The organism is Pseudomonas sp. HLS-6 TE3448, from assembly GCF_053629555.1.
The window spans coordinates 2,410,596-2,423,744 of sequence record NZ_JBRJIO010000001.1 but is presented as its reverse complement, the minus strand read 5'-3'; the positions used below and the strand labels follow the sequence as shown (position 1 = coordinate 2,423,744).

The window sequence follows — 13,149 nt, the reverse complement described above, 5'->3', positions numbered from 1 at the left end:
GAAACTTTATCCACTCACCAGCCATGCCGACTAATATGCAATTCATGCAGAAGGTATCTTTAAAAGGCATAGCTCAATGATCTCCACGCGACAGCTGCGCTACTTCGTTGAAATCGCCGACAGCGGCAGCTTCAGTGCCGCCGCCGAGCGCCTGTACATCGCTCAGTCGGCCTTGAGCCGGCAGATCAAGGTGCTGGAAGACCTGCTCGACACGCCACTGTTCGAGCGCACCGCCCGCCAGCCGCGCCTGACAACGGCGGGCGAGGCGTTCCTGCCACGCGCACGCAGCCTGCTCAGCGAACTGGAAAAAGCCAGTCGCATGGCCCACGAAATCGGTAATGGCCTGCGCGGTAGCCTTCGCCTCAGTCACTCCAGCACCGTACCGCTGACAGGGCACTTGCTCGCCCGGCTCAGCCGCTACCTGCAGGACAACCCAAAGGTCTCCATGGAGATTGCCCAGCAGTCCTCCGAAGCGCAGCTCGAAGAACTTGTCGATGGCCGGCTGGAGCTGGGCCTGCTGCGCCTCCCCGTACTGCGCCAGCATGAAGCCTTGTGCATTGAGCCACTGTTCGAGGAACCGCTGCTGCTAGCGGTGGCCAGCGACCACCCCTTGGCCAGCACGGCCACAGCCAGCCTGGCGCAATTGCGAGAAGAAGCCTTTATCTCCATCCCCCATCGCCAACGAGGCGGCTTGAGCTACCTGTCCGCGCAGTTATGCATGCATGCGGGATTCTTTCCGAAGGCTGCGCGAGTGGTGTCACGCAAGACCACTCAATTGCAGTTGATTCAGGCCGGGTTTGGCGTGGCCCTGCTACCGCGCTGCATGAAAGACATCGCGCCCAGCGGACTAACATTCGTGCCCCTGGCCGACGAGGGCTGTACCAGCACCGTGGCCGTCGCCTATCGGCGCGATGCCGGGCCGTTGGTGCAGCAGTTTGTTAAGCACCTGCGTGAACAGGGCTGACTCATCTGCCAACCGTTAGTGGTTGTGATTGAACCTTCACTCAATCAAACCGGGTTGGAGGGTGTATCCAACGAGTCGGTCCTGTACTTGTTCAAGGTTACAAAATCTGGGGCTGACCAGTTTGGGCCTTTTATAGGCCTGCCTTTTTCGTTCGTGACAAACACACCATCTGTGAAAAGCTGCTCATACACTCTCATAAGTTCACCACTGGCGACGACTTCGAATTTGAATCGAACGTACATACAGTCAATCATTGGATATGAAGAGATGGGAATTAATGCCGTCAGCACGTCAGCGATGGACTCGTTGACTATGATCTTCTCCAGATAACTCATTGCTCACACCCCATTTCATTTTCCATCTGTCGCCGATATACGCTTCTTCCGCTTCTGCTGTGTAAAGCGGGTCCGCTTCTTCATAGCCCTCATAGCCCTCATAGCCCTCATAGCCCTCAAGGGTTACCGTATAAGCATCGTCCCATGCACGCCTATCTTCATGCCGAGCACTCGATAGCGCTCCAGCCCCTCATTTCTGCCCTCGCCAGTAAAGGCCATGAAAACTCCGATCACGTCAGCACAGGCCGCCTGCCCCGTGCTGACGTGATCGGAATGTTCTCAATGGTTGTGATTGAACCCTCACTCGATCAAACCGGGTTGGAGGGTGTATCCAGCGTGTCGGTCCTGTACTTGTTCAAGGTTACAAAATCCGGGACCGACCAGTTCGGGCCTTTCATCGGCAGGCCTTTTTCGTTTTTGACAAAAACCCCGTCTTTGAAAAGCTGTTTATACACCTTAATAAGCTCACCATTGGCGATGACCTCGAACTTGAATTGGACGTACAGATAATCAATCGTCTGGTATGGAACTCTGGGAATGAATGCCGTCAGCACGTCAGCGATGGGCTCATTGATTATGACATCCTCTAGATAACTCATTTCAAACTCCCCAAAATGCATTGAGTATCGTGGTGAAAGGGCTGCCAGCGTAAATTTCATTGGCTTATGCTGCGTGCATTACGCGCTATTTTTCGTGACCGTCAGGTATTCAAGGGCTTACAGCCATCTTTGAGTTGTTTCCAGCGCAGAGGCATTGCCCAATACCCCGAGATTGGCCATTGCAGCATTAATGTCAGCCTGCACTTGCTGCACATACCGCTTTGCCTTGTGCCTGCATGACAGCTAATCAACTTTAGCTAGAGGGCGTATATCAGCCGATTCCAGAATTAATGCAGGACCTCTCCTAAGCGAACGGGTGAATGGCTCAACGTTTCCCTAAACAACCCTCACTGTTCGGCTGCAGCGCAGGTCATTGACCACACGCATGGAGCATTCGATTTAACCCACTCTCAAGCCAGCAGCGATGCAACGGCTCGACGCGACCGGCTGCATTCGAACCGTCGATAGCGCGCAATGCGCTCACAATCCTTTATGATGCGGCCCATGATCAGAGACCCTTTCGAACGACTCGGTCTGGACCGCGAAGTCCTGACCGTCAGCCAACTCAACGGCCGCGCCCGGGTGCTGCTTGAAGATGTTTTCAGCAGTATCTGGGTCGAGGGCGAGATATCCAACCTCGCCCGCCCGGCCTCCGGCCATATCTATTTCACCCTCAAGGACAGTGGTGCCCAGGTGCGCTGCGCGCTGTTTCGCAACAACGCCGCACGGGTGCGTCAAGCGTTGCGCGATGGCCTGGCGGTCAAGGTGCGCGGCAAGGTCTCTCTGTTTGAGGGGCGTGGCGACTACCAGCTGATTCTCGACACCGTGGAACCGGCCGGTGATGGCGCCTTGCGTCTGGCCTTCGAGGCGCTGAAGGAAAAGCTTGGCGCCGAAGGCCTGTTCAGCAGCGAGCGCAAGGTTGCCCTGCCCGCGCATCCGCAGCGCATAGGCATTATCAGCTCACCCACCGGCGCGGTGATCCGCGACATCATCAGTGTCTTTCGGCGCCGTGCGCCGCAGGTTGAGCTGACCCTGATCCCGACTGCCGTGCAGGGCCGTGAAGCCATTGGGCAAATTGTTCGCGCACTGCAACGGGCCGACAGCCTGGGTTTCGACGCGCTGATCCTGGCCCGTGGCGGCGGCTCGCTTGAAGACCTCTGGTGCTTCAACGAAGAGGATGTGGCCCGAGCCATCGCCGCCTGCGTAACACCGATCGTCAGCGCAGTCGGCCATGAAACCGACGTTTCGATCAGCGACTTCGTCGCCGACGTCCGCGCGCCTACCCCGTCGGCTGCAGCCGAACTGTTGGCGCCAGACAGCAGTGACCTGCAACGGCGCATCGACAGCCTGCAACGGCGCCTGCTGCTGCAGATGCAAAACCGTCTGGCCCATGCGCGCCTGCGTGTCGAAGGCCTGAGCCGACGCCTGCGCCACCCCGGCGAACGGCTGCGCCAGCAAGCACAACGCCTGGATGACCTGGATATGCGCCTGCGCCGCGCATTCGAGCAACGCCTGAACCAACGCCGCGAGCGCCTGGCCCGGCTTGACACACGGCTGGCCGCACAGCACCCCGGGCGCACACTGGCACTGCTCAAGCAACGCCTGGACAGCCTCTCCGAGCGCCTGCCACGCGCCATGCGTGAAACCCTGAAAGATCGTCGCCAGCAGTTGCAGGCCACCGTTCAGACCCTGCAGGTGGTCAGCCCGCTGGCCACCCTGGGCCGCGGCTACAGCATCCTGCTGGATGAGCGTGGCCAGGCCATTCGCAGCGCCAGCCAGACCCAAAACGGCCAACGCCTGACTGCGCGCCTCGGCGAAGGTCAGTTACAGGTACGCGTCGAAGACAACCACCAGACCCCGGTCACGCTTTCTCTACTGGATTGATCCATGCCCCGTCTGCTCGCTTTTCTGCTTTGCCTGACACTGGCCGGCACCGCCCACGCCAGCTACATCACCCAGAAACTGAACAAGCCGGTGCCTGGCGGCGTCGCAGTCATTGACTTGGGCCCAGGCGCTCAGGCGCCCAATGCTCGCTTCGATGGCAAACCGGTGCTGGTGGTAAAGGAACAGGACAAATGGCTGGCTATTGTCGGCGTGCCCCTGACTCAGAAACCCGGCCCGGCGACACTCAGCCTCGGCACGCGGACGCTGGCTTTTACCGTCGGCAGCAAGCAATACCCAGAGCAGCACATCACCCTGAAGAACAAGCGCCAGGTCAATCCCAACCCGGCTGACCTGAAGCGCATCGACGCCGAACTGGCCGAACAGGTTCGCGCCTACCGCAGCTTCAGCCCAGGCTTGCCAAGCAACCTGCTACTCGACAAGCCGGTCAACGGCCCCCTGTCCAGCCGCTTTGGCGTACGTCGGTTCTTCAACGGCGAAGAGCGCAATCCCCATGCGGGCCTGGACTTCGCCGTACCGGCCGGCACGCCAATCAAGACGCCGGCCAATGGCAAGGTCATCCTGGTGGGTAACTACTTCTTCAATGGCAATACCGTTTTCGTCGACCACGGCCAAGGCTTTATCAGCATGTTCTGCCACATGTCGAAAATCGACGTAAAACCCGGGCAGACGCTGAGTCGCGGCGCCGTCATCGGGCGGGTGGGTTCCACCGGGCGCGCCACTGGCCCGCACATGCACTGGAACATCAGCCTGAACGATGCACGGGTCGATCCGGCCATTTTCATCGGTGCCTTCCAGCCCTGAGGCAGGTTTGCGCCATTTAAAAAGACCGCGCAATTGGCGCGGTCTTTTGCGCTATGAAGCGCTATAAAATCTCGCAAAAAAGTACTTTTTAAGCATTTCTATCAATTTTTTTCGAGTGCTTGCCATCTTTCACCCCACTGGGTAGGGTTGAGCTCATGAAAACCTTCCAGAACCTCTTCCTGCTTCGCCAACACCGCAGCCTTTGCCTGGTCAGTGCCCGACTACCAAGCTGAATCGCGTCGCCTCGCCTTTTCATCTTTTTGTTTGCTCGGCGGGCCCCTTTCAAGGCCGCACATTAAAGGATTGCTTCCATGTCCATGCTCAAAGACCCTTCGAAAAAATACCGCGCGTTTCCGACCATCGACTTGCCGGATCGCACCTGGCCATCGAAGACCATCACCCAGGCGCCGATCTGGTGCAGCTCGGACTTGCGTGACGGTAACCAGTCGCTGATCGAACCAATGGACTCGGCGAAGAAGCTGCGTTTCTGGAAAACCCTGGTCAGCGTTGGCGTGAAAGAGATCGAGGCATCGTTCCCTTCCGCCTCGCAAACCGACTTTGATTTCGTTCGCACCCTGATCGAAGACGGCCACATTCCTGACGACACCACCATTCAAGTGTTGACCCAGGCTCGTGAAGACTTTTGATCGCCCGTACCTTCGAGTCGCTGCGCGGCGCGAAAAAGGCCATCGTCCACCTGTACAACGCCACCAGCCCATCGTTCCGTCGCATTGTCTTCAACCAGGACAAGCAAGGCGTGAAAGACATTGCGGTGAACGCAGCCAAGCTGTTCGTCAAATATGCCGCCCAACAGCCGGACACCCACTGGACGTTCGAGTACTCGCCAGAAACCTTCAGCGCCACCGAAATGGAGTTCGCCAAGGAAGTCTGCGATGCGGTGATCGAAGTCTGGAACCCGACCCCGGAACACAAGGTCATCCTCAACCTGCCGGCCACCGTTGAAGTATCGACGCCGAACGTCTACGCCGACCAGATCGAGTGGTTCTGCCGCAACATCTCGCGTCGTGACAGCGTGATCATCAGCCTGCACACCCACAACGACCGCGGTACCGGCGTTGCTGCCACCGAGTTGGGCTTGATGGCGGGCGCCGACCGTGCCGAAGGCTGCCTGTTCGGCAACGGCGAGCGTACCGGCAACGTCGACCTGGTGACCTTGGCGCTGAACCTCTACACCCAGGGTATCGACCCTGAACTGGACTTCTCCGACATCGACGGCGTGCGCAAGGTGGTCGAGGAGTGCAACCAGCTGCCCGTGCACCCACGTCACCCATATGTTGGCGACCTGGTTCACACAGCGTTCTCCGGCTCCCACCAGGATGCCATCCGCAAGGGCTTTGCCCAGCAGAAAGACGACGCCCTCTGGGAAGTACCGTACCTGCCAATCGACCCGGCTGACATCGGCCGCAGCTACGAGGCAGTGATTCGCGTGAACAGCCAGTCCGGCAAGGGCGGTATCACCTACCTGCTCGAACAGGAATACGGCATCAGCCTGCCGCGTCGCATGCAGATCGAGTTCAGCCAGGTCGTACAGGGCGAAACCGACCGCCTGGGCCTGGAAATGAGCGCTCAGCAGATCTACAACTTGCTGCACCGTGAATACCTGCAGGCCAACTCGCCGTATGCGCTGGTTAGCCACCGTCTGCAGGAAGAGAACGGTCACAGCGCCGTGGAAGTGGAAGTCGCTGGCGAAGGCGAGACCACCCTGCACTGGCGCGGCAAGGGCAACGGCGCCCTGGAAGCACTGGTTGCCGGCTTGCCGGTTGCCGTCGAAATCATGGACTACAACGAGCATGCGATCGGTGCCGGGACCAACGCCAAGGCGGCGGCCTACATCGAGCTGCGCGTGGCCGGTGGCCGCCCAGTGCATGGCGTCGGTATCGATGAAAACATCACCACCGCCAGCTTCAAGGCCTTGTTCAGTGCCCTGAACCGCTCGCTGAGCCAACAGGCCGCCAAAGCCGCGTAAACCGGCCTGGCACCCAGCCGTTGAAAACGCCCGTCTTGAAAGAGCCGGGCACAGGCTACTGAAGAACCCTCGCTTTTTTGCGGGGGTTCTTTTTTTTAAGCCAAAGACCGCGCAACCTGTAGGAGCCGGGCTTGCCCGCGATGCAGGCACCGCGAACTCACTGGTACCCCGCCGAAGCCAGCGCAGGCAAGCCTGCTACAACGAAGCAGGTGCAGACTGGCTGCTGTGTTTCTGACAGGCAAAAAAAAAGGTGCGCCGACCAAGCGCACCTAAAGCCGTGTAGCACATAACGAATAGGGATCAGTCCAGCAGGGCCAAGGCCTCGGCGCTGCAGGCCTGGATACGCGCCCAGTCACGGTCCTTGACCCAGGCGCTGTTGAACATCCAGGTCCCGCCCACGCACATCACATTGGGCTGGGACATGTAGCTCTTCAGGTTACTTTCATTCACCCCGCCAGTCGGGCAGAAACGCACCTCACCAAACGGGCCACCAAAGGCTTTGATCGCTGCGACGCCACCACTGATTTCCGCTGGAAACAGCTTGAAGCGACGGTAGCCCAGGGCATAGCCCATCATGATTTCCGAAGCGCTGCTGATGCCCGGCAGCAATGGCAAGGCGCTTTCGACGCCCGCCTCAAGGATGTCCTGGGTACAGCCGGGGGTGACGATGAACTGGGCACCCGCCGCCTCAACCGCCTTCAGCATCGAGCGGTCGAGCACGGTACCAGCACCAATGCACAACTCGGGGCGTTGCTCACGCAGCATACGAATGGCTTTCAGGCCATGTTCGGAGCGCAGGGTGATCTCCAGCGTCTTCAGGCCACCCGCGGCCAGCGCATCGGCCAGCGGCAGAATGTCTTCCTCGCGGGCAATGGTAATCACCGGAAGGATGCGCGCCTCACCGCAGATACGGTCGATCTGCGCGATTTTGTCGGCCATGGAGATGCCCGGTTGCGAATGTTCATGCGTGGTCATAACGGCGGGTCCTTGGCTCATGGGCACCAGAAAATATCCAGGGAAGCGTGTAGAAAGGCGCGAATTGGCATTTCGGCAGGGTCATCCCCTGCCAGCGCGGCGCGCAGGGTAGCGAGTTTGCCTTGCCCTTGCACGGACAAGGCAGTGAATGCGGCAGTCCCCAGCAAGGCACGGGTCATGCTCAGGCGCTGATGCGGAACGCTCGGCGCCAGCATGGGCAGGCAACGTCGAGGGCTGTCGGCTGCCAGGCCTTGGGCAAGGTTCGGGCTGGCCGGAAACAGCGACGCTGTATGCCCGTCATCGCCCATACCCAGCACCAGCACATCAATCGGCGGCAACTCGGCCAAGGCCTGATCGGCGTCCAGGGCAGCCGCTTCAAGGCTGGCACTGGCACGATACAGGCCAATAAAACGAGCCTTGGCCGCCGCCCCGACCAACAGGTAGCGCTTGAGCAGCCCGGCATTACTGTCGACATGCTCCACCGGCACCCAGCGCTCATCCGCAAGGCTGACCACTACCTTTGACCAGTCCAGCGACCGGCGTGCCAGGCATTGGAAAAACATCACCGGGCTACGACCACCAGAGACGACCAGGGTGGCCTGCCCGTTGGCGGCAATGGCCGCACTCAGGCGCTCGGCGACATTCTTGGCCAGGTCTTCAGCCAGCAGCGCCGGGCTTGCATAGGTATGCGCCGCCACGTTAGCCGGCCATTGCAGTTCAGATATCGCCATACCACGACCTCCCATCACGGGTTATCAGCGCGATCGAGCTCATCGGCCCCCAGGACCCGGCGGCGTAGGGCTTGGGCGCTTCGCCCGAACTCTTCCAACCGGCAATCAACTGGTCGCACCACTTCCACGCGTATTCGATTTCATCCTTGCGCACAAACAGGTTCTGATTGCCGCGCATCACTTCCAACAACAACCGCTCGTAGGCATCGGGGATGCGTGTACTGCGGTAGGTGTCGGAGAAATTCAATTGCAACGGGCCGCTGCGTAACTGCATGCCCTTGTCCAGGCCCTGCTCCTTGGTCATCACCCGCAAAGAAATACCTTCGTCCGGCTGCAAACGAATGATCAGCTTGTTACCGATCTGTAAACGCTGCTCCGGCGCGAAGATGTAGTGCGGCGGTTCCTTGAAGTGGATGACGATCTGCGACAATTTCTGCGGCATCCGCTTGCCGGTACGCAGGTAGAACGGCACACCGGCCCAGCGCCAGTTGCGAATGTCGGCACGCAAGGCAACAAAGGTTTCGGTATTGCTTTGCGGGTTGGCGTTGTCTTCTTCCAGGTATCCCGGTACCGGGCGCCCCTCACTGTAACCGGCGATGTATTGGCCACGTACCACGCGGCTGCCGAGGCCTTCACCGGTGATCGGCGCCAGCGCCTTGAGCACCTTGACCTTCTCATCACGGATACTGTCGGCCGACAGGTCGCTAGGTGGGTCCATGGCGATCAGGCAAAGCAATTGCAGCAGGTGGTTCTGAATCATGTCCCGTAGCTGGCCGGCCTTGTCGAAGTAGCCCCAGCGCCCTTCGATACCCACCTTCTCCGCCACGGTGATCTCCACATGGGAGATCGAATTCTGGTTCCACTGGGTTTCGAACAGGCTGTTGGCGAAGCGCAGCGCAATCAGGTTCTGGACGGTTTCCTTGCCCAGGTAATGGTCGATGCGGTAGACCCGGTTTTCCGGGAAAAACTGCGCCACGGCATCATTGACCCGCCGTGACGACTCCAGGTCGTGGCCAATCGGTTTTTCCAGCACAACCCGGGTACGCGGGCCGAGGCCGACCTTGTCGAGGTTTTCGCAGATGCCGCCATAAACCGCTGCAGGCGTTGCGAAGTAGGCGATCAGTGGCGCCTGGGGAGCGACCTTTTCGGCGAGCGCCTGATAGTCATCCGCCTTGAGAAAGTCCACATGCAGGTAACTCAGGCGAGCCAGGAAGCGCTGCAGAGGGATGACCTCTATCTGCCCGGCCTCGACGAATTCATGCAGGTGCGCTTCGATTCGCTGCAGGTGCTCCTCGACGCTGCCCGGCTCGCGGGCCAATGCCAACACCTGGGTGTCGGCATGCAACAGCCCGGCGCGATCCAGCTGATACAGCGCCGGAAACAGCTTGCGCAATGCCAGGTCGCCAAGGGCGCCAAACAGGGCAAACGTACAAGGCTCAACGGAGATCGAAGACATGATGTTGGTTCTTTTATCAAGTTGACGTACAAATACCCTGTTCAAGGGCAGTAATCAAGGGGATTATGTAGTAATAAACACAACATTTGACCCCATGGACAGATTCAAGTGGTGAAGCAATCAGGCCATCAGTACGATAGGCCACCCCCAAAAAGCCCGCTGCTGCCCGCTATTGGCTGCATCCTCGACCCAAGGACATAAACCATGGACCGCGTGCGAAACCTCCTGGAACAGATCCAGGGCCGCCTTGAAGAGCTGAACAAGGCCGAGCGCAAAGTCGCCGAAGTCATCCTGCTCAACCCTCAGCAAGCGACGCGCTTCAGCATTGCCGCCCTGGCCCAGGCAGCCAAGGTCAGCGAACCGACCGTGAACCGCTTCTGCCGCTCGTTCGATGTCAGCGGCTACCCGGAACTCAAACTGCAACTGGCGCAGAGCCTGGCCAGTGGCGCCGCCTACGTCAGCCGCGCTGTCGAGGCCGACGATGATCCGGCCGCCTACACCCAGAAAATCTTCGGCAGTGCCATCGCCTCGCTGGACAGCGCCTGCCAGCAACTCGACCCGCAGTTGATCAGCCGCGCCGTCGACATGCTGATCCAGGCCCGACAGATCCACTTCTTCGGCCTCGGCGCCTCGGCCCCGGTGGCACTGGATGCCCAACACAAGTTCTTCCGTTTCAACCTTGCCGTGTCGGCCCATGCCGATGTCCTGATGCAGCGCATGCTGGCGTCGGTGGCGCACACCGGCGAACTGTTCGTGATCATTTCCTACACAGGGCGCACCCGCGAACTGGTCGAAGTCGCACGCCTTGCCCGTGAAAACGGTGCCTCGGTGCTCGGCCTGACCGCTGCCGGCTCACCACTGGCCAAGGCCAGCAGCCTTAGCCTGAACATCCCGCTGCCGGAAGACACCGACATCTACATGCCGATGACCTCGCGGATCATCCAGCTGACGGTACTCGATGTACTGGCAACCGGCATGACCCTGCGCCGTGGCGTGGACTTCCAGCCACACCTGCGCAAAATCAAGGAAAGCCTCAACGCCAGCCGCTACCCGATCGACGACGAACTCAATTGAACAGGTGCGCCTGCAGCCGCAGATGAGCCTGCTCGCCCGGTGCCAGGCTCAGGCTGTCGTTGTGGCCACTGGTCGCCTCGACGCAGACAAAGCCGAGGGTTTCGCTGCCACTGACACCCATCAGCGGCCGACTACCGGGGTGCCAGACCACCGTGTCCTCGCTGTCGCCCATGTCAATGCACAGCTGGCGCTTCCAGGCCGGGTCGTGCAGTTGTAGCGTTGCTGCATTCTGGAACACCCGCTGACAGCCGCCCTGCACTTTCAGCTCACCTTTCTGCCGGCAGGTTTGACGACTCAATTGGTCGTAACCTTCCGCACCTTCGAGCCCAGACAGCGCTATCTTTGAGACGTCACTGATACGCCAGTAAGCCAGCAGCGCATGACTCAACTGGCAGGGCAAGCTGTCCTGATGCTCAGTACGCAACTGCAACTCCATGCCATCACCCAGCCGCGCCTGCAGGTCAACCTGCCAGTCACACAGCTGCAAACGCCAGGTCAGGCTAACCCCTTCGGCATCCTCTGAGCTGTCGATGAGCTTCCAGTCCAGCAGGCGTGCCCAACCATGAGAAGGCCAGAGGTCTTCGCTCGGGTGACGACCGTACCAGGGCCAGCACACGGGCACACCACCACGGATCGCCCCAACCTGTGGCCACTGTGCGGCACACCACAACCACGGGCGCTGGCCCTGCGGCTGAAAATGCAGCAACTGGGCGCCCTGACGACTGAACACCGCCTGGCAGCGTGGGTGATCAATGATCAGCACGTCGCGCTGCTGATGGCGTTCCCACTCAAAGGTCGGACGCGGCCGGCGCGAGGTGAAAAAGCGCTGGAGCGGATGCTCTTGCATGGCTAGGAACTCTGATTGACTGACGGGCTTTATCGCCGGCTTGCTCAGCACCTACAGGCAGGTGCTGAGCAAGCCGGCAATCAGCTGCAACAAATGGCGTAAATTTACAACATATTACGTCAGAACACCGACTGAATCTTCAAGCCGGCGACGACCGCGTTGTCCACCTCATCCACACCCCCTGGGCTGCGGACGTACTGCAGGTTCGGCCGTACGGTCAGCCAGTTGGTGACGTGAAAACCGTAGTACAGCTCGGCGTTGTATTCGGTCTTCTGGACAGGGACGAACGCCGGGTTGTCGTAGTCGTTGATACCACTGACGTCATTGAGCAACTCTGCACGTTTTTTCACATCGTCGTTCACGTGAATACGCGCCACGCCAAAGCCGATGTCGTCCTTGGGTCGCCCGTCAAAGGCACCTTTGTAGACCAGGCCAACCTGCTGGTAGTTATCGACCACGTTGGTGGCCTTGTCGTGAACAGTGAAGTTGGCGAAAAGGCTCAAGCCACGTGCGGCATCGCCGTTGTGCGCAGTGACCTGCTGCTGGGCGACAACCCACCAGCCATGCTTGCTGCTGTGCGATTTGAAGTCATTACCGGTTAGCGCCTGCGGTTGGCCATTGACGTCTTCAAAGACATCGTCAGCCTTGGCGGTGCTGTAGTAGTAACCCAGACGGTACTCACCCGGCAGGTCGTTGACCTTGGGCGACCAGACCATTTCCACCGGCAGGATCATGCCCTTGGTCCCACTGCCACTGAGCTTGAAGCCGTTGCCGGTTTCCAGGTTGGACGGGTTCTGCTCAAACACGCCGACCTGAGCGAAGAACTCCGGGGTAATGTTGTACTTGACCCGCAACGCCCACTGGCTGACGGGCCAGTTGTACCAGATGCTGCCAACCCAGTTGCCAACCTGGGATCCACAGAACGCCAGGTTCTGGAAGTCGCAGGGGAAGCTGTTGAAGTCCTCGCCCGGGCCGAAGCGACCGACTTTGACGTCCAGCGCCTGATCGAAATACTGCTGCTTGATCCACATCTGGGTCAGCCGCCAGGTCTGGCCGCGCCCCCAGACTTCCTGCACCGAACTGAACTGCCCGGCACGCGGATCACTGATGCGGTCGTTGGACAGGTTACGGCCACTGCGTTCCGTAACGGCCAGCTTGAACTCGGTATCCTGCCAACCGAGGATCTTTTCCAGGTCCAGCTTCACGCCCAAGGCAAACTGGTCGCTGTAGCGCGCCGTCTTGTCATCGTTGTAGCCACCGCTGAGGTTGCCAGCCACCTCGCCCACGTACTCCAGCGAGAAGTCGTAACCCTTCTCCAGCAACTCGGTACGCGTGCCGCCCCAATCTCCGGTCATCCATTTCGATTCCGGGTCGAAAGCACCGGCAGCATGAGCACCACTGTTTACCCCGAACGCAGCCAGCAAGGTCAGCGGAGCCAGCGACCTGATGCGTTTGTAATGAGCCATCCCTTGTTC

10 protein-coding genes and 1 pseudogene are annotated in these 13,149 nt (G+C 59.7%); 5 read left to right on the top strand and 6 right to left on the bottom strand.

Translation table 11 applies throughout. The features are described 5' to 3' along the window. Positions 1 to 76: 76 nt before the first annotated feature. Positions 77 to 964 (top strand): LysR family transcriptional regulator, encoded by an 888-nt coding sequence (locus tag AB7M23_RS11155; protein WP_454240837.1) that lies wholly within the window; start codon positions 77 to 79, stop codon positions 962 to 964. A gap of 643 nt (positions 965 to 1,607) precedes the next feature. On the opposite strand, the gene AB7M23_RS11150 is transcribed toward AB7M23_RS11155, so the two are convergent. Next, entirely contained in the window at positions 1,608 to 1,898 is a 291-nt protein-coding gene (locus tag AB7M23_RS11150; RefSeq protein ID WP_454240836.1) for an immunity protein, read from the bottom strand. A gap of 504 nt (positions 1,899 to 2,402) precedes the next feature. On the opposite strand from AB7M23_RS11150, the gene xseA reads away from it, so the two are divergent. The 3 genes and pseudogenes from xseA (at position 2,403) to leuA (ending at position 6,591) form a co-directional block, all read left to right on the top strand. Then, a complete protein-coding gene (gene xseA / locus AB7M23_RS11145) occupies positions 2,403 to 3,782 on the top strand; it encodes an exodeoxyribonuclease VII large subunit (RefSeq protein WP_454240835.1) in 1,380 nt (459 codons plus the stop codon). A gap of 3 nt (positions 3,783 to 3,785) precedes the next feature. Next, the gene (locus AB7M23_RS11140) at positions 3,786 to 4,604 is read left to right on the top strand and encodes a M23 family metallopeptidase (protein ID WP_099773661.1); all 819 of its coding nucleotides are present in this window, start codon (positions 3,786 to 3,788) and stop codon (positions 4,602 to 4,604) included. Positions 4,605 to 4,915: 311 nt separating this feature from the next. Further along, positions 4,916 to 6,591, top strand: a pseudogene (gene leuA / locus AB7M23_RS11135) (2-isopropylmalate synthase). Positions 6,592 to 6,891: 300 nt separating this feature from the next. Here leuA and AB7M23_RS11130 read toward each other — a convergent pair. Genes AB7M23_RS11130 through zwf form a run of 3 tightly spaced genes read right to left on the bottom strand, consistent with a single transcriptional unit; the run spans position 6,892 to position 9,753 of the window. Then, positions 6,892 to 7,566, bottom strand: a complete 675-nt coding sequence (locus AB7M23_RS11130) for a bifunctional 4-hydroxy-2-oxoglutarate aldolase/2-dehydro-3-deoxy-phosphogluconate aldolase (protein WP_065760142.1) — start codon at positions 7,564 to 7,566, stop codon at positions 6,892 to 6,894. Between the two features lie 17 nt (positions 7,567 to 7,583). Beyond that, positions 7,584 to 8,297 (bottom strand): 6-phosphogluconolactonase, encoded by a 714-nt coding sequence (pgl, locus tag AB7M23_RS11125; RefSeq protein WP_454240834.1) that lies wholly within the window; start codon positions 8,295 to 8,297, stop codon positions 7,584 to 7,586. After that, positions 8,284 to 9,753 carry a glucose-6-phosphate dehydrogenase gene (gene zwf / locus AB7M23_RS11120; protein WP_065760144.1) on the bottom strand — a complete coding sequence of 490 codons (1,470 nt, stop codon included), beginning with the start codon at positions 9,751 to 9,753 and terminating at the stop codon, positions 8,284 to 8,286. The genes pgl and zwf overlap by 14 nt, the downstream gene beginning before the upstream one ends. Before the next feature lie 213 nt (positions 9,754 to 9,966). Here zwf and hexR point away from each other — a divergent pair, with 213 nt between their 5' ends. Next, positions 9,967 to 10,827 carry a MurR/RpiR family transcriptional regulator gene (gene hexR / locus AB7M23_RS11115; protein WP_218060847.1) on the top strand — a complete coding sequence of 287 codons (861 nt, stop codon included), beginning with the start codon at positions 9,967 to 9,969 and terminating at the stop codon, positions 10,825 to 10,827. On the opposite strand, the gene AB7M23_RS11110 is transcribed toward hexR, so the two are convergent. Both AB7M23_RS11110 and AB7M23_RS11105 read right to left on the bottom strand, forming a co-directional pair. After that, positions 10,820 to 11,674: a D-hexose-6-phosphate mutarotase gene (locus AB7M23_RS11110; RefSeq protein ID WP_102052837.1), complete on the bottom strand. Its 855-nt coding sequence runs from the start codon at positions 11,672 to 11,674 to the stop codon at positions 10,820 to 10,822. The two genes, hexR and AB7M23_RS11110, sit on opposite strands and share 8 nt — an antisense overlap. Before the next feature lie 119 nt (positions 11,675 to 11,793). Continuing rightward, on the bottom strand, positions 11,794 to 13,140 hold the full coding sequence (locus tag AB7M23_RS11105; protein WP_454240833.1) for a carbohydrate porin: 1,347 nt from the start codon (positions 13,138 to 13,140) through the stop codon (positions 11,794 to 11,796). Between the last annotated feature and the right edge of the window lie 9 nt (positions 13,141 to 13,149).